This is a genomic window from Sphingobacterium sp. CZ-2, from assembly GCF_004526235.1.
GTDB lineage: Bacteria > Bacteroidota > Bacteroidia > Sphingobacteriales > Sphingobacteriaceae > Sphingobacterium > Sphingobacterium tenebrionis.
Genome location: NZ_CP038159.1, coordinates 1719931 through 1742274, shown reverse-complemented (window position 1 = coordinate 1742274; position 22344 = coordinate 1719931). Strand labels below are relative to the sequence as shown.

23 protein-coding genes are annotated in these 22344 nt (G+C 42.7%); 20 read left to right on the top strand and 3 right to left on the bottom strand.

The window, feature by feature from the left end; genetic code table 11:
- Positions 1 to 41: 41 nt before the first annotated feature.
- The 15 genes from mraZ to E3D81_RS07715 all read left to right on the top strand — a co-directional run bounded on the left by mraZ (position 42) and on the right by E3D81_RS07715 (position 17421).
- Entirely contained in the window at positions 42 to 515 is a 474-nt protein-coding gene (gene mraZ / locus E3D81_RS07785) for a division/cell wall cluster transcriptional repressor MraZ (protein WP_099366895.1), read from the top strand.
- Entirely contained in the window at positions 508 to 1422 is a 915-nt protein-coding gene (gene rsmH, locus E3D81_RS07780; protein WP_099366896.1) for a 16S rRNA (cytosine(1402)-N(4))-methyltransferase RsmH, read from the top strand. Before mraZ ends, rsmH begins: the two co-directional genes overlap by 8 nt.
- Before the next feature lie 2 nt (positions 1423 to 1424).
- Positions 1425 to 1835: an FtsL-like putative cell division protein gene (locus tag E3D81_RS07775; protein WP_099366897.1), complete on the top strand. Its 411-nt coding sequence runs from the start codon at positions 1425 to 1427 to the stop codon at positions 1833 to 1835.
- Between the two features lie 17 nt (positions 1836 to 1852).
- Entirely contained in the window at positions 1853 to 3982 is a 2130-nt protein-coding gene (locus E3D81_RS07770) for a penicillin-binding protein (protein WP_134777033.1), read from the top strand.
- A gap of 1 nt (position 3983) precedes the next feature.
- Entirely contained in the window at positions 3984 to 5441 is a 1458-nt protein-coding gene (locus E3D81_RS07765) for a UDP-N-acetylmuramoyl-L-alanyl-D-glutamate--2,6-diaminopimelate ligase (protein WP_134777032.1), read from the top strand.
- Positions 5442 to 5445: 4 nt separating this feature from the next.
- The gene (gene mraY, locus E3D81_RS07760) at positions 5446 to 6690 is read left to right on the top strand and encodes a phospho-N-acetylmuramoyl-pentapeptide-transferase (protein WP_099366900.1); all 1245 of its coding nucleotides are present in this window, start codon (positions 5446 to 5448) and stop codon (positions 6688 to 6690) included.
- 4 nt (positions 6691 to 6694) lie between these two features.
- The gene (murD, locus tag E3D81_RS07755) at positions 6695 to 8068 is read left to right on the top strand and encodes a UDP-N-acetylmuramoyl-L-alanine--D-glutamate ligase (protein WP_134777031.1); all 1374 of its coding nucleotides are present in this window, start codon (positions 6695 to 6697) and stop codon (positions 8066 to 8068) included.
- Between the two features lie 14 nt (positions 8069 to 8082).
- Positions 8083 to 9282 (top strand): FtsW/RodA/SpoVE family cell cycle protein, encoded by a 1200-nt coding sequence (locus E3D81_RS07750; RefSeq protein ID WP_099366957.1) that lies wholly within the window; start codon positions 8083 to 8085, stop codon positions 9280 to 9282.
- Positions 9283 to 9293: 11 nt separating this feature from the next.
- On the top strand, positions 9294 to 10394 hold the full coding sequence (gene murG / locus E3D81_RS07745) for an undecaprenyldiphospho-muramoylpentapeptide beta-N-acetylglucosaminyltransferase (RefSeq protein ID WP_134777030.1): 1101 nt from the start codon (positions 9294 to 9296) through the stop codon (positions 10392 to 10394).
- A gap of 4 nt (positions 10395 to 10398) precedes the next feature.
- Positions 10399 to 11754, top strand: a complete 1356-nt coding sequence (murC, locus tag E3D81_RS07740) for a UDP-N-acetylmuramate--L-alanine ligase (RefSeq protein ID WP_134777029.1) — start codon at positions 10399 to 10401, stop codon at positions 11752 to 11754.
- Positions 11744 to 12583 carry a cell division protein FtsQ/DivIB gene (locus E3D81_RS07735; RefSeq protein WP_134777028.1) on the top strand — a complete coding sequence of 280 codons (840 nt, stop codon included), beginning with the start codon at positions 11744 to 11746 and terminating at the stop codon, positions 12581 to 12583. The genes murC and E3D81_RS07735 overlap by 11 nt, the downstream gene beginning before the upstream one ends.
- Before the next feature lie 56 nt (positions 12584 to 12639).
- Complete coding sequence (ftsA, locus tag E3D81_RS07730; protein ID WP_099366905.1) at positions 12640 to 14025, top strand: cell division protein FtsA; 1386 nt, start codon at positions 12640 to 12642, stop codon at positions 14023 to 14025.
- A gap of 141 nt (positions 14026 to 14166) precedes the next feature.
- Entirely contained in the window at positions 14167 to 15891 is a 1725-nt protein-coding gene (ftsZ, locus tag E3D81_RS07725; protein ID WP_099366906.1) for a cell division protein FtsZ, read from the top strand.
- Between the two features lie 129 nt (positions 15892 to 16020).
- Positions 16021 to 16206, top strand: coding sequence for a histone H1 (locus E3D81_RS07720; RefSeq protein WP_099366907.1), 186 nt, complete (start codon positions 16021 to 16023; stop codon positions 16204 to 16206).
- A 78-nt stretch (positions 16207 to 16284) separates the two neighbouring features.
- Positions 16285 to 17421 carry a sugar phosphate isomerase/epimerase family protein gene (locus tag E3D81_RS07715; RefSeq protein WP_134777027.1) on the top strand — a complete coding sequence of 379 codons (1137 nt, stop codon included), beginning with the start codon at positions 16285 to 16287 and terminating at the stop codon, positions 17419 to 17421.
- A 43-nt stretch (positions 17422 to 17464) separates the two neighbouring features.
- Here the strand turns inward: E3D81_RS07715 and E3D81_RS07710 are convergent, their stop codons facing one another.
- On the bottom strand, positions 17465 to 18109 hold the full coding sequence (locus E3D81_RS07710) for a response regulator transcription factor (RefSeq protein WP_099366908.1): 645 nt from the start codon (positions 18107 to 18109) through the stop codon (positions 17465 to 17467).
- 292 nt (positions 18110 to 18401) lie between these two features.
- Between E3D81_RS07710 and mscL the strand changes: the two genes are divergently transcribed.
- The 5 genes from mscL (at position 18402) to tsaB (ending at position 20545) form a co-directional block, all read left to right on the top strand.
- Entirely contained in the window at positions 18402 to 18809 is a 408-nt protein-coding gene (mscL, locus tag E3D81_RS07705) for a large-conductance mechanosensitive channel protein MscL (protein ID WP_134777026.1), read from the top strand.
- 171 nt (positions 18810 to 18980) lie between these two features.
- Positions 18981 to 19139 (top strand): 50S ribosomal protein L34, encoded by a 159-nt coding sequence (gene rpmH, locus E3D81_RS07700; protein WP_075991291.1) that lies wholly within the window; start codon positions 18981 to 18983, stop codon positions 19137 to 19139.
- A gap of 60 nt (positions 19140 to 19199) precedes the next feature.
- Entirely contained in the window at positions 19200 to 19607 is a 408-nt protein-coding gene (gene rnpA / locus E3D81_RS07695; RefSeq protein WP_134777025.1) for a ribonuclease P protein component, read from the top strand.
- Entirely contained in the window at positions 19570 to 19824 is a 255-nt protein-coding gene (gene yidD / locus E3D81_RS07690; RefSeq protein ID WP_134777024.1) for a membrane protein insertion efficiency factor YidD, read from the top strand. Before rnpA ends, yidD begins: the two co-directional genes overlap by 38 nt.
- 7 nt (positions 19825 to 19831) lie before the next feature.
- Entirely contained in the window at positions 19832 to 20545 is a 714-nt protein-coding gene (tsaB, locus tag E3D81_RS07685; protein WP_134777023.1) for a tRNA (adenosine(37)-N6)-threonylcarbamoyltransferase complex dimerization subunit type 1 TsaB, read from the top strand.
- Positions 20546 to 20547: 2 nt separating this feature from the next.
- On the opposite strand, the gene E3D81_RS07680 is transcribed toward tsaB, so the two are convergent.
- Together E3D81_RS07680 and E3D81_RS07675 are read right to left on the bottom strand one after the other, a co-directional pair.
- Positions 20548 to 21453: a CorA family divalent cation transporter gene (locus tag E3D81_RS07680; protein ID WP_099366912.1), complete on the bottom strand. Its 906-nt coding sequence runs from the start codon at positions 21451 to 21453 to the stop codon at positions 20548 to 20550.
- Between the two features lie 117 nt (positions 21454 to 21570).
- Positions 21571 to 22179: an OmpH family outer membrane protein gene (locus tag E3D81_RS07675; RefSeq protein WP_134777022.1), complete on the bottom strand. Its 609-nt coding sequence runs from the start codon at positions 22177 to 22179 to the stop codon at positions 21571 to 21573.
- Between the last annotated feature and the right edge of the window lie 165 nt (positions 22180 to 22344).

The following is a 22344-nucleotide window of genomic DNA, read 5'->3' as shown; positions in this document are numbered from 1 at the left end:
GTGTATACTTTTACATTAAAATTACCGTAGAAGTCAAATAAATGAATCCATTAATCGGCGAGTTCGAATGTAAGCTAGACACCAAGGGAAGATTGGTGGTCCCTGCCGCGCTCAAAAGGCAATTGCCTGATGTAGAGCGTGAAGGGCTAGTGGTGAACCGTGGATTTGAGAAAAATTTAGTGATCTATACCAAGGAAGAATGGAACAAAAAGATGTTCCAGCTATCTAAACTGAACCAGTATAATGCGAAGAACAGAAACTTCATTCGTCAATTTATGCGGGGGGCTACGGAATTGACCTTGGACGCTGCCGGACGTGTCCTGTTGCCAAAATCATTGTTGGAATATGGAAACATTCATGGCGAAGTGTTCTTGCAATGTACGTTCGATAAGATCGAGGTTTGGGCAAAAGAGGAGTACGAGGCATTGATGGGAGATGCGGATGAAGCAGATTTCGCATCCTTGGCAGAAGAGGTAATGGGTGGATTTGATTTCGGAGGAAGTATCGATGAGTAATGAAATTGGATACCATGTACCTGTCATGTTGCAGGAGTGCATCGATGCATTGGCAATTGATCCGAACGGTACCTATGTAGATGTAACGTTTGGAGGCGGAGGCCACTCCAAAGAAATCTTGAAACATCTGGGCGAAAACGGTAGGTTGTACGCCTTTGATCAAGATCCTGATGCGGTTAAAAATGCGTTGGATGATCCAAGGTTCAAATTGATCCATCAGAACTTCAAGTTCTTAAAAAATTATCTACGCTTAGAAGGTGTTAAGCAGGTTGATGGCATTTTGGCCGATCTAGGTGTTTCATCGCATCAATTTGATGCGGCAGACCGTGGGTTCTCCATCCGTTTTGATGCGGATCTGGATATGCGCATGGATCAGGTTTCGGACCTGGATGCGAAAAAACTATTGAATACTTACCCGGAGGAAGAGTTACATCGGATTTTTGGGATGTATGGGGAGATCCAGAATGCAAAATCCCTGGCGAAGGTGATCGTCACAGCGAGGCTGAACCAAGAGATCCAAACGGTAGCGGAATTGAAGCAGGTGATCCAGAAGTTGGTTCCCAAAGGAAAAGAACATAAATACCATGCGCAGGTTTTTCAGGCCTTGCGTATTGAGGTGAATAAGGAGTTAGAGGCTTTGCAGGAGTTCTTATTACAGACAGAAGCTGTTTTGAAGCCAAATGGCAGATTGGTGGTCATGTCCTACCATTCCTTGGAAGACCGATTGGTGAAGAACTTCATGGCAAAAGGAAAATTCAAGGGGGAAGTAGAGAAGGATTTCTTCGGAAATGAGATCAAGCCATTCAAGGTGATCAGCCGCAAAGCGATCGTAGCGAATGCCGAAGAGCTGGCAAGAAATAACAGAGCACGGAGTGCAAAATTAAGAATTGCAGAAAAGATAGGATAGGGATGGCGAATAGGAATACCATAAAACAAAAGGAACTGAGCGAAGAAGTTCAGGAGGAGATGTCGGATGCTTTAGAAGAAAAAGTAGAAGAGACCGAAAATTTCCTCAAGAGCTTTTTTTCTACCCAAAGGTTGTCCACTTATCTCGTTGCCAAGAATTTGCCATTTGTGGCTTTTCTTGCTTTGTTAGGCCTGCTGTATATCACGAACAGGCATTTGGCAGAGAATACGGTTCGTCGGATCGATAAATTGGGGAGGGAAGTGAAGGAATTGAGTTGGGATTATAAATCATTGAATGCGGAGTTGATGAAATTGACCACGCAGACAGAAATAGCAAAGCGTGCGGATACCTTAGGGTTGAAAGAGCGTACCGAGCCACCAATAAAACTGGAGATAGTAAAAGAAGTTAAATAGTCACATTAGCAAGAAACATGAATATTAGGAAGACCATTTTGATGAGGGTATACCTGGCGTTCGGGCTGATGGTATTTGGTGCCCTTTTGGTTTTTGGAAAGTTGCTTCACCTGCAATATGTTGATGGTGATCAATGGCGTGAAATGGCGGATAGCTTGACCATACGCGAGCGTGTGGTAGAGGCTGCCCGTGGCAATATTTATTCTAATGATGGCAGTTTGCTGGCTACTTCGGTGCCAGAATATGATATTAGGTTTGATGCGATGGCCATTCCATCCGAGCATAACGATGTCTTCAATGCTCGGGTGGATTCTTTGGCCATTAACCTGGCGAAATACTTCGGAGATCGTTCTTCGAGACAGTACCTGACCCAACTTAAGGAGGCAAGGGCCAAAAAACAACGCTATGTGCTGATCAAGCGTGCGGTGTCGCATCAGCAGTTAAAGGACTTGAAGAAGTTTCCACTTTTCAAGAATTTCAAATCAGAGAAAAAACGCTTTTCAAGCAGTTTGATCGCGGTTCGTGAGAACAAGCGCATTTTGCCTTTTACTAATCTAGCGGCTCGTACCATCGGTTACAAAAACACCAAAGGCGATACGGTGAGGGTAGGTCTTGAGGGTGCTTATGGCGATTACATCGAAGGAAAAAGCGGGGTGCAATTGATGCAACGCATTGCGGGCGGTGTTTGGATCCCAGTGAACAGAGAGATGGAAATCGCTCCAACAGATGGTTCGGATATCATTGCAACCATCGATGTGAATATGCAGGATATGGCACAACGTGCCTTGGAAAAGCAATTGCAGATCAGCAATGCCGATAACGGTTGTGTGGTATTGATGGAGGTTCAGACCGGAGAGATTCGTGCCATTGCCAACTTTACCAAAGATGGCGAAGTTTATAGAGAAAAATTCAACTATGCCATTGCGCAAGGGGCTGACCCCGGTTCTACCTTTAAGGTAGCCTCTTACCTAGTAGCATTGGACGATAAAAAAGTGGACTTGAATACCGTGGTGGATGTGGGTAATGGAACGTATAAAGTTCCTTCGCATACCATCAAGGATTCGCATGCACCTAAAAAATCCCGCATGACGGTTTTGGAAGCCTTTGAAGAATCTTCCAACGTGGCGGTTGCCAAATTGATCAATCAACATTATGGTGCTAATCCGGAGAAATTCACTGGAAAATTGCATGAATGGGGGTTGAACCAACCATTAGGAATCCAAATCCCTGGGGAGGCGACGCCATGGGTGAAAATGCCAGATAGCCGTTCTTGGAGCAAATTATCCTTGGTGCAGATGGCCTATGGATATGAATTGAAACTTACTCCATTGCAGACATTGACCTTGTTCAATGCGGTTGCCAATAATGGTAAGATGGTCGCGCCTTTGTTCGTAAAGGAAATCCAACACCTGGGTCAACCGGTTAAGAAATTCGAAGCGAGGGTGATCAATAAGCAGATTGCCTCTCCGGAAGCAATCAAGTCTATGCAGACGATGATGAAAGGAGTGATGGACGAAGGTACAGGTAAGCGTTTGAAAAGCCCATTGTATACTTCAGCAGGTAAGACGGGTACTGCCCAAATGGCCGATGGTTCCAGAGGATATGGACAAAGAAGATATCAATCCTCTTTTGCTGGTTATTTCCCCGCAGAGAATCCAAAATATTCCATGATCGTGGTTATCCGTAACCCTAGGAATGGATACTATGGAGGTTCGGTAGCTGGACCGGTTTTCCGCGAACTGGCGGATATGGTCTATGCCAACGACCTTTCCCTGCACCATACGTTTGGCCAACGCCAAGTGAATGTGGCTGGAGAGAAGGTGCCTTATACCTTAAGAGGATCTAAAGAAGCGACTGCTAAGGTATATGAGAAGTTAGGGTTCAAAACGGTGAACTGGAATGCGATTGTTCGCTCGGAAAAAGATTCCGCAGGCACAGGCGTCACACCTACTTCATTTGCCACCAATGAGGTGAAAGAAGGGGTAGTTCCGAATGTAAAGGGAATGGGCCTGGTGGATGCCATCTTTGCGATGGAGAATGCAGGCTATAAAACCACGGTGCGTGGAAAAGGAAAAGTTATCAATCAATCATTAGCAGCGGGACAGCGATTGAAAGCTGGAACGCATGTACTTATAGAATTAAATTAAGATGTTGTTAAAAGAATTGTTGCACGGCATTCCGGTACAAGATTACCGCGGCACCCTGGAGACGGAGGTGAAAGCCATTTGTCTTGATTCGCGCAAAGCGGAATCGGGAAGTGCATTCATTGCAGTTCGAGGACATCAAACAGATGGGCATTTATTTATTGAAAAGGCCATCGCCTTAGGAGCAGGGGTTATTGTTGCGGAGGAGATGCCTGAACATATCCAAGATGATGTAGTATATGTACTGGTTTCAGATTCTGCCTATGCACTTGGTGTGATTGCAGGTAATTTTTACGGCAATCCTTCCCATAAACTAAAATTGGTAGGGGTAACCGGTACCAATGGTAAAACGACCATTGCGACCTTGCTTTTCAATCTTTTTGGAAAATTGGGTTACCATGTGGGTTTATTGTCGACAGTGCAGAACCAGATTGGGGATCGCATCATTGCCTCCACCCATACCACTCCGGATCCTATTTCCCTCAATGCTTTATTGCAGGAGATGTTGATGGATGGATGTGACTATTGTTTTATGGAGGTCAGCTCGCATGCGGTAGTTCAGCAGCGAATCGCAGGTCTGCGTTTTGCAGGTGGGATATTCAGCAATATTACCCACGATCATTTGGATTTCCACGGCACTTTCGCCAACTATATTAAAGCGAAGAAGAAATTCTTTGATGACTTAGACAGATTTGCATTTGCCTTGACCAATATCGATGATAAAAATGGTCAGGTGATGCTTCAGAATACTTTTGCGCACCGCAAAACATATGGCCTACACCAAATGGCGGATTTCAAAGCCAAGATTTTGGAAAGCCATTTTGATGGAATGCTGTTGCAGATCGATCAGCACGAACTGTGGGTGAAATTGGTAGGACATTTTAATGCCTATAATTTATTGGCGGTTTATGGTGCGGCTATCCTGTTGGAGCAGGAGACCATGAAAGTGTTGACCGCACTTTCGGAGATTGCGGGTGCCGAAGGTCGTTTTGAAACTTTGAAAGCTAAAAATGGCGTAGTGGCTATCGTGGATTATGCCCATACACCGGATGCAGTAGAGAATGTATTGGAAACCATCAATGAACTCCGTCAAGCTGGACAACAGGTTTTTACCGTGTTGGGATGTGGTGGTGATCGAGATAGGACCAAACGCCCGGAAATGGCTGAAGTGGCTTGTCGCCTTAGCGATAAGGTGATCCTAACCTCTGATAATCCAAGATCCGAAGATCCAGCAGCGATCATCAAGGAAATGGAAACCGGCGTGCCTACCGATAAAAAGAAAAATGTGTTTTCCATTACCGACCGTAGAGAAGCTATCCGTGCTGCTTTTCATTTGGCACAAGAAGGAGATGTGATTCTAGTGGCTGGTAAGGGACATGAGAAATACCAGGAAATCAATGGGGTAAAGAACCATTTTGATGATAAGGAAGAATTAATTAAAATTTTTAACGAACATAACTAAACGGATGTTATACTATTTATTCACTTGGCTTAATGAGCATATTCATATCCCTGGAGCTGGACTTTTCCAGTTTATCTCCTTCCGGACGGCCATGGCAGTTATTGTATCGTTAATTATCACCACCGTTTATGGTAGCCGTTTGATCCGCTTGTTGCATCAGAAACAAGTTGGCGAAACGATCCGTGATCTGGGTCTAGAAGGGGAAAAGAAAAAGCAAGGAACACCTACCATGGGTGGATTGATCATCATTGCAGGTATTCTAATTCCAACCTTGTTATTTGCCAAGTTGGATAATATCTATGTGCTTTTAATGATCATCACCACCGTATGGATGGGAGCTATCGGTTTCTTGGATGATTATATCAAGGTATTCCGTAAGAATAAAGAAGGATTGGCCGGTCGTTTCAAAGTGATTGGTCAAGTAGGTTTGGGCGTGTTGATCGCGGTGACGATGTATTTCCATCCGGATATCGTAGTTCGCCAAACGGTTTCCAACCCTTCGTCTTCAAGACCGGTGGAAGTGATCATCAATCCGTCAACAGGGGAGAAGACTTATGCCGAAAACGTAAAATCCACGAAGACCAATATTCCTTTGTATAAGAACAACGAGTTTGATTATGCCAAAGTGTTGGATGTGTTCGGACTGAATAATGTATGGATTACCTTCTGCCTGTTTTTGGTGGTTGTGGTCCTGATTGTTACGGCAGTTTCCAATGGGGCGAACCTAACTGATGGTATTGATGGGTTGGCTACAGGAACCTCCGCCATCATCGGGATTACCTTGGCGATCCTAGCCTACGTATCTGGTAACATCATCTTTTCGGATTACCTGAACATCATGTACATTCCGAATTCTGGAGAGCTGGTAATCTTTGCAGGCGCTTTTGTTGGAGCATGTACCGGTTTCTTGTGGTACAATGCCTATCCGGCACAGGTGTTCATGGGGGATACCGGTAGTTTGACCATCGGTGGTATTATTGCTGCCTTTGCCATCCTGATCCGTAAGGAATTATTGATCCCGGTTTTATGTGGAATTTTCTTGTTGGAAAGCTTGTCGGTTATCCTTCAGGTTTCCTATTTCAAATACACGAAAAAGAAATTCGGTGAAGGAAGACGCATCTTTTTGATGTCGCCTTTGCATCACCATTATCAGAAAAAAGGATATCATGAGTCCAAGATCGTTACCCGATTTTTAATCGTGTCGATCATCTTGGCCATTATTACGGTAGTAACCTTGAAAGTGAGATAAGCAGATGTCGAACATTGCACATACCTATTACCCACAGTCTGGACGCCTAGTGATTCTTGGCGCAGGAGAGAGCGGCGTGGGAGCTGCCATCCTTGGGAAGGATAAAGGCTTTGATGTCTTTGTTTCGGACATGGGTACTATTTCTGAGAAATACCTGAATATGCTTCAGGAAGAAGGGATCGCATTTGAGTCGGGTCAACATACCGAAGACCTGATCGTCAATGCAGACCTGATCGTCAAGAGCCCAGGTATTCCTGAAAAAGCGCCATTGATCAAGCAATTGCGTGGAATGGGAAAACCGATCATCTCGGAAATTGAATTCGCGGCACAGTATACCGATGCTAAATTATTCTGTATCACGGGTTCCAATGGTAAAACAACGACCACCTTATTAACCTATCATGTATTGAAGCAAGGAGGGTTGAACGTTGGGCTTGCGGGTAATATCGGGAACAGCTTTGCCTTACAGGTAGCAAGGGAACAACATGATAGCTATGTATTGGAGATCAGCAGTTTCATGTTGGACGATATGTACCATTTCCGCGCTGATGTAGCGGTTATATTGAACATTACGCCTGACCATTTGGACAGGTACGATTATAAGATGGAGAATTATGTGGCTTCTAAGTTCCGAATGGTTCAGAACCAACGAGCAGAAGATTATTTCATCTATTGCCAGGATGATGCAGAAACAGTTGCTGCCCTGGATAAACATCCCACAGCAGCGCAATACCTGCCTTTCACCCAAGAGGGGGAATTAAGCATAGGTGCCTTTGTGGATGCCGACAAGAACTTGAACATTTTAGTACCAAATAGAGAAGCTTTTACCATGAATATTGAAGAATTATCACTGCAGGGCAGACACAATGTTTACAACAACAGTGCCGCAGGTTTAGTAGCCAAAGTACAGGAACTCCGTAACCAGACGATGAAGGAAAGTATGGGTTCTTTTGTAAATGTAGAGCATCGCTTAGAGCATGTTGCCTGCATCGGTGGGGTCAATTACATCAATGATTCGAAAGCGACGAACGTGAATTCGGTTTGGTATGCTTTGGAAAGTTTCAGCACGGAGATCGTGTTGATCATGGGTGGAGTGGACAAAGGAAATGATTACGAAATGTTACGTGATTTGGTAAAATCCAAAGTGAAAGCGATCATCTGTATCGGTAAAGATACTGGTCGTATCCATGAGGCTTTTGAGGATGATACCGATGTGATCGTGAATTCAGCTTCTATGAGCGATGCGGTACAGATTGCTTCGCATCTAGCGAAAAAAGGAGATACGGTATTGTTATCGCCGGCATGTGCGAGCTTTGACTGGTTCAAGAATTATGAAGATCGCGGCGAACAATTTAAGGATGCAGTAATGCACTTATAAAATTAAGATTTATGATGGAACGCATTTTTTCAAAACTTAAAGGAGATAAATGGATCTGGATCATCGTGATCCTGTTATCCATTTGGTCGCTATTGGCTGTTTATAGCTCGGTAGGTCCTTTGGCATACAAAGAAGGAAAGGGTACGGAAATTTATTTGTTTAAGCACTTCTTTACAGTGGCCGCAGGTTTTGGTCTGATGTATCTATCCCATAAACTGGATTACCGCTATTATGCCGGTATTTCCAAATTATTGATGTTGATCACTATTCCATTGTTGTTATATACCTTATTATTCGGTAGTAAGGTCAATGATGCGAGCAGGTGGTTGACCATTCCGATCATCAACCAGACGTTCCAGACCTCGGATTTGGCGAAACTGGCCCTGATCACTTTTTTGGCAAGGATGTTATCCCGTAAGCAAGAGGAGATCAAAGATGTGAAGAAATCCTTTATTCCGATCATGGGTGCGGTTTGTGTAGTCTTTGTATTGATTGCCTTGGCCAACCTTTCAACCGCTTTGATGCTGTTTGGTGTGAGTGTGTTGTTGTTGATGATCGGTCGGATCAGTTTCAAGCAGATAGCCGTAGTATGTATGGGTGGTGCTGTGCTCTTGACCTTGGTCATGCTATTAGGACCACGTCGTGCAACCTATATCAGTCGAATACAAGGGTTCTTTCAAACGGAATCTGTACATGAAGGCAATACTTCTTTTCAGGATGATAAAAACTTCCAAGCGAATAATGCCAAGATTGCCATCGCAACAGGAGAGATGTTCGGAAAAGGCGTTGGTAACTCCGTTCAGCGGAATTCCTTACCACACCCTTATTCGGATTTTATTTTCGCGTTCATCATTGAAGAATATGGAACCGTTGGAGGCGCAGTACTCTTGTTCTTATACATAGCCTTGATGTACCGGATCATCCGGATTGTGACCATGAGTCCTCGGGCGTTCGGTGCTTTTCTGGCGGCAGGCCTAGGATTCAGTCTGACCATTCAAGCCTTGGCGAATATGGCGGTGGCCGTAGGTCTAGGACCGGTTACTGGGGTTCCTTTGCCATTGGTCAGTATGGGGGGTACTTCCATCTTGTTCACTTCGATCGCTTTGGGGATCATCTTGAGTGTGAGCCGAAATATTGAAGAGATCAAGAACAAGGAAGAATTGGAGCCCGCAAAGGTTAGGACACCAAAGAAAGTAGTAGTAGGTACAATTTAATAGCATAACAGATGGCGCATCGAATCATAATTAGTGGCGGAGGAACTGGGGGACATATTTTCCCGGCGATTGCCATCGCTAATGCGCTAAAAAATATAGCTCCGGATACCGAGATCCTTTTTGTAGGAGCAAATGGTAAGATGGAGATGGAGCGGGTTCCAGCAGCAGGATACGAAATCATCGGATTGGATATTGCTGGGATTAATAGACAATCGATGTTGAAAAACATCAGCCTTCCATTTAAGATGATCAAAAGTCTATGGAAAGCAAGGCAAGTTCTTAAAGATTTTAAAGCAGAGGCAGCTATCGGTGTTGGTGGCTATGCGTCGGGACCCTTGTTGATGATGGCCAATATGATGGGCCTTCCGACAGTGATCCAGGAGCAGAATTCATTTGCTGGGGTGACCAACAAAAAATTGGGAGCCAAGGCAAAACGCATCTGCGTGGCATACGAAGGGATGGATCGTTTCTTTCCTAAGGATAGGATCTTGTTGACAGGAAATCCGATCCGTAAGTCATCAGTGGCTATTGAGGGGAAAAAGGAGGAAGCCATGCATGCTTTCTTCTTGGATGCCAAGAAGAAAACCGTTTTGGTAACAGGGGGTAGTTTAGGCGCAAAGACGCTGAACGATTGCATCAAAGCAGGTATTCCTGCCTTCGTCGCACAGGATATTCAGGTGATCTGGCAATGTGGGAGCTACTATTATGAGAAGCTGCAAGCAGAATTTGGGGACTCCCTTCCGGAGAACATCAAATTGATGCCATTCCTGGAGCGCATGGATTATGCTTATGCAGCGGCGGATGTGATCGTGGCAAGAGCTGGTGCGGGGACCATATCTGAACTATGTGTGGTTGGTAAACCGGTTATCCTGGTTCCTTCGCCAAATGTTTCGGATGATCATCAGACCAAAAATGCTTTGGCCCTGGTGAACAAGGATGCGGCGGTGATGGTCAGGGATGCGCAAGCTGGTTCGGATTTGGTGGAAACCATCCTGAACCTATTGTTTGATCCTGAAAAGCAGGTCAAATTGAGCGAAGAGATCAAGAAATTGGCATTGGCGGATGCGGATGAAGTCATTGCAAAAGAAGTATTGGAATTAATAAAAAAATAAAGAAATGAATATCGACAAAATAAAAAGAGTTTACCTACTGGGCATCGGAGGAATCGGCATGAGCGGATTGGCTCGTTATTTTAGTCGTTTGGGATGCGAAGTGGCAGGGTATGACCGTACCTCTACCGAGTTGACCAGAACCTTGGAGGCAGAAGGATTAGATATCACGTATACCGATGATATCAATACCGTTCCGGCTGTTTTTAAGGAAGCGAATGAGGAGACGCTTTTGATCTATACCCCTGCTATTCCAAAGGATTTGGCGCTTAAAGCCTTCTTTATGGAGCAAGGTCATGAATTGTTCAAAAGATCTCAGGTATTAGGGTTTATTTCGGCAAGCCGGTTTACGATTGCCGTAGCTGGTACCCATGGGAAGACAACAACATCAACCATGGTTGCCCATATATTGAAAGATTCAGGTTATGATTGTTCAGCTTTCTTAGGCGGGATCAGTACCAACTACCAGAACAATGTATTGTTCGGTGATAATAATGTGGTTGTCGTGGAAGCCGATGAATACGATCGTTCTTTCTTGACTCTTCATCCGAATATTGCCATAGTTACTTCGGCGGATGCTGATCACTTGGATATCTATGGAGATCCTGAAGAATTGGTCACTTCCTTTAAACTATTCTTGGATAGGGTGGTGGAAGATGGCGATAAGATCGTGAAAAAAGGTTTGCCATTTTCAGGAAACATCACGTATGCCCGTGAGGAGAAATGTGATGCCTACGCAGAAAATGTACACGTGAGAGATGGGGAATTTTATTTTGATTACCATTCGGAGACTTTGATTTTAAAGGATGTGCACCTGGGTATCCCGGGATTACATAATGTAGAGAATGCCGTTGCTGCGATTACGGTAGCGAATCTGTTGGGTATCGAAGCGGATAAGATCCGTACGGCCTTATCGAATTTTGCAGGCGTTAAAAGACGTTTCGAATTTATCGTTAAGAATCCGTCACATATTTATATTGATGACTATGCGCATCATCCGGAGGAATTGAGGGCCTTTTTGACCTCGATGAAGAAGCTATATCCGAACAAGAAACTGACGGTGGTCTTCCAACCTCACCTGTTCACAAGAACACGTGATTTTGTAGATGGATTTGCGGAAGTTCTTGGGTTAGCCGATGAGTTGTTGTTAATGGAGATCTATCCGGCAAGGGAGCTGCCTATTGAAGGAGTGGATTCTTCTTGGTTATTGGACAAGATCAATCTGGAGAATAAAAGATTGGTAAGCCCAGAAGAGGTATTGGAAATCATTAAAGCAGAAAGCCCAGAATTAGTGGTTACTGTAGGAGCAGGCGATATTGATAAATTGGTTAAACCGATTAGCGAAGTATTACATGTTGGATAAAATAAGAAATATCAAATGGCGTCAGGTCGGCTACTTCTTCCTAAGCATTGTTGCGCTGGTAGGGGTGGGCATGTTGATGAGTCTGGTCAATAAAAAGGATCAGGTTCAGGTGTGCTCGGCCTTGAAAGTGATGGTCGAAGGAAAGGAGACTTTTATCGACCAGACGGATATTACTTCGATGATCCAGGAGAAATTCGGCCGTGTAGTGGGAAGACCATTGAACGAGATCCCTCTACAAAAGATCGAAACCGAGTTAAGGAGATCGCCATATGTGTCGGAAGCCGATGTACATATGGATATGGATGGAACCATGAAAGTACAGGTGATGCAACGGGAAGTTGTGCTACGCGTGATCAACCAGAATGGACAGGAATACTATGTGGATTCCAAGAATCAAAAGATTCCGGTAACCTTGAAGTATGTTCCGCATGTGATGGTTGCGAACGGGTTTATCGGCGAAGGCTATAAGAAATCCTTGGAACCGGTTCAGACAAAAGCTGTAAAGGATTTGATCAAAGTGGTGGAGCAAACGAAAAACGATGAATTATGGTCTAACCAGATTGTGCAGCTCTATGTGAACAATGAGCGGGATATCGAGATTGTGCCGCGTGTTGGAGACCAGCAGTTGGTAATAGGGAATGCCGATTCATTGAGTTATAAACTGGATAGGTTGACCAAGTTCTATACCCATATCCTTCCAAAAGTAGGTAATGATGCCTACAGTAAGGTGAATGTAAAGTATGGTGGTCAGATCATTTGTGAGCGAAAAGGAGAGTGGTTTATGGACAGCTTACAGATGAAAATAAATAAAGACAACTTAATGCGTTAAGCAGACAAACAAAGGAGAAAAAAAGGAATTATAATATACAGCATCAAACACAGCATATGAAACCTAGAATTACAGAAAATGAAAAAGAGAATCCAATCATTGTCGGATTGGATATCGGTACCACGAAGATCTGCGTAACGGTTGGTCGTCGTAGTGGTGCTAACAAGGTGGAATTATTGGGTGTAGGGAAAGCAGAATCTGCAGGAGTGAACCGTGGTGTCGTTGCCAACATCCAAAAAACGGTAACCAGCATCCGCGAAGCAGTGGCAGTGGCCGAAGGACAATCCAACGTTGACATCAAAGTGGTAAACGTAGGTATTGCCGGACAACACATCAAAAGTATTCAACACCGTGGTATCTTGACCAAGAACGACGATGATGAAATCGGACGGATCGACATCGAACGTTTGATTTCGGACATGTATAAATTGGTATTGCCTCCAGGAGAGGAGATCATCCATGTTTTACCACAGGAGTTCACCATCGACAATGAGCCTGGTATCAAAGAACCGATCGGTATGGCGGGAAGACGCGTAGAAGCAAACTTCCACATCATCTCGGGTCGTGTAACCGATATCAAGAACATCAAACGTTGTGTAGATAATTCTGACCTTGAGGTATCGGAACTGATCTTGGAACCATTGGCATCTTCAGAAGCTGTATTGGATGAAGAAGAAAAAACAGCTGGTGTGGTATTGGTGGATATCGGTGGAGGTACTACGGATGTAGCGATCTTCCATGAAGGTATCATCCGTCATACAGCGGTTATTCCTTTGGGAGGTAACATCGTAACGGAAGATATCCGTCAGGGATGTTCGGTATTACGTAATCAAGCGGAGCAATTGAAGGTTCGTTATGGTTCGGCTTTGGCAGATGAAAACAAGGATAACGAGGTGATCTGTGTACCTGGTATCCGTGGAAGAGAGCCAAAGGAGATTTCTGTTAAAAATTTAGCCTATATCATTCAGGCAAGAATGGAAGAGATCATCGAGCATGTATATTATGAAATCAAAGCTTCGGGCTATGAAGATAAATTGATCGCAGGTATTGTGATCACGGGTGGTGGTGCACAATTGAAACATTTGGTTCAGTTGGTGGAGTACATCACAGGTATCGATTGCCGTATCGGTTATCCGAACGAATACTTGGCAAAAACAGATATGTTGAACAAACAGGCATTCGATGAATTGAAGAGCCCATTGTATGCAACAGGTATCGGTTTATTGATCAAAGGTATTCAGTCTATCGAGGAAGAAGAGAAGCGCGACGAGGAGAGAACGACAAGAAAAACTCCGGTTGCAGGGAAAGAAAAATCCAAAGATGACGTTAAAGTTATAGCGGAAGGTCAAAGCAGAAAAGAAGGTTGGTTATCTCGTTTCTTAGGAGACTGGATCAAAGACGGGGCGGACATTGACGATGATACTTTCATTGGAAAAAAATAATTATCAACATCAGTATGTTTTTTCCACAATTTAACAAATGTGGATAACTATTGTTAATATATTGGTAATATTACATTAGAATTGTTGAGTCAAGTTGCGATAACGTAATAGATTGATGAAGAATTAAATAGGATAAATTATATGTCGATACAATTTGAAATGTTAAAGGAGAATTCATCAATTATCAAGGTAATTGGTGTAGGTGGAGGCGGCGGGAATGCTGTAAACCACATGTACAAGCAGGGAATTAGTGGTGTAGACTTCATCGTGTGTAACACGGATGCGCAAGCATTGGAGTTGAGTCCTATCCCGAACAAGGTACAATTAGGAGCAAGTTTAACGGAAGGAATGGGTGCTGGTGCCGATCCTGATGTGGGTGAGAACTCGGCTATCGAGAGTATTGAGGATATCAAACGTATGTTGGGTACCAATACGAAGATGCTTTTCATCACAGCAGGTATGGGTGGTGGAACCGGTACTGGAGCAAGTCCAGTATTGGCGAAAGCAGCAAAGGAATTGGGGATATTGACCGTTGCTATTGTGACTACTCCCTTTACTTTCGAAGGTAAGCGTCGTCGTATGCAAGCTGAAGATGGCTTGGAAGAACTACGTAAATACGTGGATTCCTATTTAGTGATTTCGAACGATCGCTTACGTGAGATCTTCGGAAACCTAACAATGACTGCTGCCTTTGCAAAAGCAGATGATATCTTAACGACTGCTGCAAAGGGTATTGCTGAAATTATTACTATTCCGGGTTATGTGAACGTCGATTTCAAGGATGTTCGTACCGTAATGAATGATAGCGGTGTTGCTATCATGGGTAATGCTGTGGCAAAAGGAGAACAACGCGCATTAGATGCTGTAACTGGCGCATTGGCCTCTCCATTATTAAAAGACAATGAAATTGAAGGTGCTCGTTACATCCTATTGAACATTACTTCCGGTACACGTGAGGTAACCATGGATGAGGTAGCTATCGTAACAGATTATATCCAAGAGAAGGCTGGTCTTTCGGCTGATCTGATCTGGGGTAACTGTATCGATGAGGACTACGACGAGGAGCTTTCTGTAACCATAATCGCGACTGGTTTTCAAACTGCGGAAGAGCGCGTGAAAGAAAAAGAGAAAGAGAAGATCGCTATTCCCTTAACACCCGAAGTTCAAACTTCGGCTTTCGTAAAACCAGTAGCAACCAATCAGTTTGTTGAGCGTACTGCACAGGAGCCATCGGCTTTTGTAAAGACTACACAACCGGCGGAGCCAACTGCTCCTCAAGGTCCACAAGCTGATCTGTTTTCCAATAAAGTAGCATCTGCTTCACAAGCAAATGCAGTGGAGAACAAAGAACCAAATTTGATTCGTCATACCTTGGAGCTTGAAGATAGTAATGATGTTGAAGAGGTAGAAGAAGATCCAAATCCACACGGGTTTGAATTGAAAACTTCACCATCGATCTTCGAATTCAAATTGCCAACGGTATTCGATGCGTATAAAACCAACGAAGAACCGGAGGAAGTTGCTCCACAGGCGCAAGCACCAATTCAGTCGCCATTGCAGGCAGAACCTCAGCCAAAAGCTGAAGTTGAACTGGAAGAGGCGATCAAAGAAGAGTCCAATTTTGAGGATCAATTGATGAAAACGAAAGAAAGAATCCTTCGTTTGAAAGAATTGAGCATGAAATTGAAGTCTTCGAACGGTCTTCAGGAATTGGAGAATGAGCCAGCATACAAGAGAAAACAAAAGACCTTGGATGATGTGCCACATTCTTCCCAATCACAAGTGAGCCGCTTTACCTTGTCGTTTGATGATGGTGAAACGGAGATCAGACCGAACAATTCGTTCTTGCACGACAATGTAGATTAATCTTATCCTATTTAATACTAAAGGGTGGTCTGTGAAGACCACCTTTTTTGTTTTTAGTTTTGTTTTTTGAAAAAAGATGTTAATTTAGAGGTAGTTACTAAAAAATTATCTCAATTAAATCTAACAATTATGGCAAGTATTGATAAATTCAAAGAACTTAAATCAGTTATCGATGGATTGGAAAATGATGCTGAAAAATTCTATTCAAAAGCAAATAGCGCTGCTGGAACACGCGTGAGAAAAGGTTTGCAGGATGTGAAAACATTGGCTCAATCTTTACGTTTAGGTATTCAGGATCTGAAAAACAAGAAATAGAAACCTGAGAAAACCTTGTTACAGTTTAAGCCCTATCAATGGGCTTTTTTTATGCGCAAATACTATTATATTTACAATATGAATAAACTTCAAAATCCTATCTGGCTGATGAGCTCGGCCTATGATCAATTGACTCAAGATGAATTGTTGGATGCGGCAAACGCGGCGGGTGCACAAGGGATAGATCTTTGTGTTTTCCGTAGGGATGGTGCCAGACAGGACCATACCGCGACCCATTTGGATTATGAATCCTTTGGACCGGAACAGGCTAAGGCATTGTTGGATAAATTCAATGCCAAAGGATTACGCTTGTCCTTAGGCGCCTTTGAGAATATGATAGGAGGCGAGGAAGACCAACGTGTAAAAAATCAGAACCATTTGTTGGCCTTGATCCGGATCGCGCATTTGTTGGGTGGTGATGAGAACGATGTGAAGGTAGGGACCTTTGTGGGGTATAACCATGAATTGGGTAATCAGATCGATGGATTCCAACGGAATCTGGAGGAATATAAAAAGGTTTTTGAACCGATCGTAAAATATGCGGAAGGTTTGGGCGTGACGATCGTCTATGAGAATTGCCCGATGGAGGGCTGGAGATCTTCCCGCTATAGCAGTACCTTTAATAATTTACCAGGAGTCCTAGCTGCCCGCAAATTGATGTATGCGATGATCCCTAGTGCTGCCCATGGCGAGATCTACGATCCTTCCCATGATATTTGGCAGAATACCGATCCGGTGGATGTCATTGATGAAATGGACATCAACAGGTTGAAACGTATCCATGTGAAAACAACACGTATGAACTACGGAAAAGCCTATACCGAATGGGGCGGAATGTATCCGATGCAATATGTATCGCCAGAATTGGCAGAATTGGCTGGGGTCAGTATCCCGCAGCATGATTGGGATAGACATCATTATACCGCTATGCTGCCTGGATTTGGTGGTACAGATCATATGGACTGGAATGCATTTGTAGAGATATTGCACGAGAGAGGCTTTTCTGGGCCGTTTGAGATCGAGAACGAGGCTAAGAACTCCAAAGATACCCATAATATGGGAGCGATCAACCAAGGGGCTAAAAACACGGTCAATTACCTTGCGCCTTTATTATGGAGCCTGGAGGATAATGGCTATACTTATACCGAACAACGTCCATTAAAGGGAATTGATAGAAAAGATATTCCGCTTCAAACAATGGATAGTTTGAAATAATACCAAAATTTTATTGTATAAAAGAAAAGGAATAACCAAGCGGTTATTCCTTTTCTGTATTCATTTTGAACAGGGAAATCAAATCGGGAATATTGGTTACCCCTAATTTTTCAAATATTCTGCTCTTATAGGTACTTACAGTAGAGGAACTCAGGTTCAATCGGTTGGAAACTTCAATGATTCCCAAACCTTCGATCAAGTGTCTGGCCACATCCATTTCCCGGTTCGATAATTTGAACAATGGGTTCAAGCTATCGACCTTTGATTTGCTGGTGGTCAACTTCTGCACATAGAGATCTTTAATGGCATCCGACATATATCTTCCTCTTTCGAAGATGCTGTTAATGGCATTGGTGAACTCAGTCATGCTGGTCGTTTTGTTCACATATCCTGCCGCTCCAGCTTCAATATACCTTAATGCATAGAGGCTCTCATCATAGGATGAGAACACCAGGATCTTCAAATCGGGCTGGATTTCCAATATCTCTTTAATGACCTTGATGTTATTTCCTCCGGGCATATTGATGTCCAAGAGCAATAAGTCGTACCTGTTATTTTTTAGCTCCCCAAAAACTTCATCATAGGTCTGGGCCTGGGTGATTTCAACAGCCTTAATGGTCTCCTTGATGGCGGTTGAAACACCTAGTCTTACTATGATGTGGTCGTCGGCAATTAAAATTTTCTTCATATTTACACGATCACTAACCGAGATTTCTGCTTTTTTGACTGTGTGATTTATCAATAGGCAGGGTTTATTTATTATTTATAGTAGTTAATTTATTTCTTCAAATATAAGATATTCGTGACAATTCACTTCACCTTAATTTTTTTTTGTTAAATGTAGTTCGTAGCCTACTAAATATAGACAAATATTTTCGGAATTATTTTATTATATCATTCTAAACCGTTTTTTTTGTCGATTATTTGTTTTAAATTTCAAATAGCAAATAAATTTTTCACAGTTAAGACTATTGAATAAAATGGGATTTTTAAAAGAGTTTAAAGAATTTGCCATGCGTGGCAGTGTCATCGATCTAGCGGTCGGTGTGGTTATTGGTGGTGCATTCGGTAAGATTGTAACATCTTTAGTGGATGATATCATCATGCCTCCGATCGGTTTTATCACAGGTGGAGTAGATTTCTCCAAGATGAAATATGTGATCAGCGAAGCGAATGAAGCTGCTGGTACCACAGAAGTAGCGATCAACTACGGTAACTTCATCAACGTGCTGATCCAGTTCTTGATCATTGCCTTCTGTATTTTCATCGTGATCAAAGGATTGAATTCATTGAAACGCGAAAAACCAGCTGAAGAAGCAGCTCCAGCTCCTCCAACAAAAGAAGAAGTTTTGTTGACAGAGATTCGCGATTTATTAAGAAATAAATAAGCCATTTCTGCGCTCAGAAAGCAAATTATGCAGGTGATCATGCCTAATTAATTTGCTTTTTTTTATTTATTATATCCTGAGTGTTGCGGAATTGTGAAATAAACTTTATTTTTGCATTCCTCTTTTGAGGGATAAATTGATTAAAAGTATAAAAACAAGCATAAAAGCGTCATGAAGAGAACATTTCAACCTTCGCAAAGAAAAAGAAGAAATAAACACGGATTCAGAGAGCGTATGAGCTCTGCAAATGGTAGAAGAGTATTAGCTTCTCGTAGAGCTAAAGGAAGAAAACGCCTTACAGTTTCTGACGAATACCGTCACAAAGGTTAATCCAAACATCGCCGGTGATACGTCGACCGAGCTAATTTAGCCGGCTCAATGCACATCGAGATGAAAAAATATACATTTACAAAAGAAGAACGATTATGTAGCAAAAGGTGGATCGACCATCTTTTCGATAATGGTTCTTCTTTTATTGTATATCCTTTCCGGATGGTCTATGCCCAGGCTCCTTCCGAACTCCCATACCCTGTACAAACCATCATTTCAGTTTCCAAGCGTAAGTTTAAGAAAGCGGTCGACCGCAATTATTTCAAGCGTCGGATGCGCGAAGCCTATCGTTTGGAAAAGCATAATCTTTACGATTTTTTGACTGAACATTCCCTACATTTGCTCTTGACCATACAATACGTGGGCAAAGAAGATCTGCCATTTGCCGAAATGCAGGCAAAAATGAAGCAAATGCTCTTAAAATTGAAAAATGAAATTGCTAAATCTGATCTGGGAGAAGGGAATTAAGCTTCCCATCAAATGGGTATTCCTTTTTATTATTAGGTTTTACCAGTTGTTCATATCGCCCTTTTTAGGTGCAAGTTGTCGGTATTCGCCAACCTGCTCCCAATATGGGAAGGAAGCCATCCTGAAATATGGCCCTTTCAAAGGCGGATGGATGACGGTAAAACGGATCGCTCGTTGTAACCCATGGGGTGGTCATGGTCATGATCCTGTTCCATAATTCTACTATGTCAAACTGCTATATCCTTTCCATTGAAACTGCAACACAGGTATGTTCGGTTTCCCTATCCAATAACGGTCGTTTAGTTGATTCCGTGTTCAGCAATGAACCCAATATGCATGCAACGGCATTGACGGTCTTTATCCAAGAGCTTTTGGATAAGACGGGGCTGACGTTTCAGGACCTGGCAGCAATATCTGTGAGCATGGGGCCGGGCTCTTATACCGGGTTGCGAATAGGGGTTTCTGCGGCAAAAGGATTGTGCTATGCAATGGATATCCCTTTGATCGGAATTAATAGCTTAGAAGCGATGTTAGGTGGGTATCTGATGAATCATGAGCATGTAGGGGAGAAGCTGATGCTATGTCCAATGATTGATGCACGGAGATTGGAAGTCTACACAGCATTTTTTGATGCTGATGGAACAACTTTAACGGAAACCCATGCCCTGATCGTGGATGAACAAACCTTTGATGCGTATTTGAAGGAAGGTTTCAAGGTCGTTTTATTTGGAGCTGGTGCAGATAAGTTCAAGGAGATGTTTGCCTCCAAAGAGGGGGTGACTATAGTAGAGGGCTTTGAATCCCATGCCTCTCAGCAAGGAAAGCAGGCCTATGATAAATTCAAACAACAGCAATTTGAGGATGTTGCTTATTTTGAACCGTATTACCTGAAGGATTTTGTGGTGACCAAGTCTAAAAAGAACCTACTTTCCTCTTAATCTTATAACCATCGTTTTCTTTTGAACCAGATATAGATCAGGGCAGAAAGCGCCATCATTACCCCAATAATGATCGGGTATCCATAGTACCATTCCAGTTCAGGCATGTATTTGAAATTCATGCCATAAACCCCTACGATAAACGTTAAAGGCATAAAAAATACGGAGATGATGGTCAGCGTACGCATGATCTCATTGGTATGGTTGGATTCGATGTTGAAATAGATGGACAGCAATTGTGCCGTGTTCTCACTGATATTGCGGTAAAGGGTATTCGTTCTGGAATAGATATCCCTTAAGTCTTGCGTATAGATGTTCTGGTACTCGGGCATATGGAAATAGTCCACGATATCCTTGTACAGGGTCAGAATGATCCGGATCAAGTCAACCTGTCTTTTCAAATAGTACACCTTTCGAAGGAAAGGTTTTCTGCGGCTATGCAGGAAAACAATCTCTTCATAATTATCCAGTTTCTCGGAAAGATCGGAAATGATCAAGGTTTCGAATGATTTTAGCGAAGAAGAAACCAGGGTATTCACCAGGCTTTTGCTGGATTTCAGTTTTTTATTGGTCTTATCCAGATCGATCAATTCGGAAAGGAAATTGATTTCATTCCGATGTACCGTGATGACAAAGTCCTGCCCGTAGAATAAGGAAATTCGATTGGTGATATCCGTTAAGGTATCGGAACTTTCCGGAAAACTCTCTGCAATATTCCTAAGGATGAGGAAATGGTATTCCTCAAATTCTTCAATTTTTGGCAAATGGCCGATTTCCAGGCAATCTTTGATGGAAGCATCCTTAATGTTGTACCTTTCTTTGAGATCTGTGAAATCATCGATAGAAGGGTTGAAGATGTCGAACCAGTCGAAACCATTGTCTTCCTTGCTGAGAATCTGTTTTACCATAGTAGCGTAATAATTACCGAAAATTAGGGAGATTTAAGGATATATCAAAAAAATGGCAGCCTGTATTTTCAGACTGCCATTTTTATATCTTAATGAAGAATTACCTCCTCCTGTGTATTATTTCTTTGAAGGAGTTTTATCCGCATATTCTTTGTTCAAAGCGTCGATCACTTCTTTGGTGATATCCATCTTTGGATCAGCATAAAGAACGGCAGGGTTGGTTTTTGAATAAGTCAATACCAATTTGTACCCTTTATCTTCAGCATGTTTCTGAAGGTATTCTGTTACTGCAGTATAAACTTTGGAGAATTCTGTCTGCTCTTCTTGACCAATGGATTGACCAGCATTCTGCTCCATACGTTGAAGGTCGCCTTGCAAACGAACCAAACGCTCTTCAGTTGCCTGGCGTTCCGTTGCGCTCATGCCTTGACCTTTTTGTTGGTATTCTGCTACTTCTCTTTGGTAAGCTTGTCCTTTTGCCTGGAAATCAGCTTGCGCTTTTTTGAATTTCGCTTCTAATCTAGCGCGTACATCTTTGTAGTACGTGTATTTTTCAGATAAAGAATCTGAATTTACATAAACGATCTTCTCTTCTTGGGCAGTGGTTGGGGTTGTTGTTGCTGCTGTAGTGGAAGCAGTAGTGTTATCTTTTTTTGCTTCTTGGTTACAGGAAACGATTGCTGCAGTGGCAACAAGACCTAAGGTCAATTTTACTAATTTATTCATTCTTTTCTTGTATTTCGATTTTCTGAAGAACAAACCTAAGATAAAAAAATGAAATTTTACCAAAAATGCATGAAAAGCTAGTAAATAATGGCTTGGATGAGGATGTTTTTGGGAGAGTACCCGAGCGTATTTTTAAGCGTTTTATGTTTGATTATTAAGGTAATT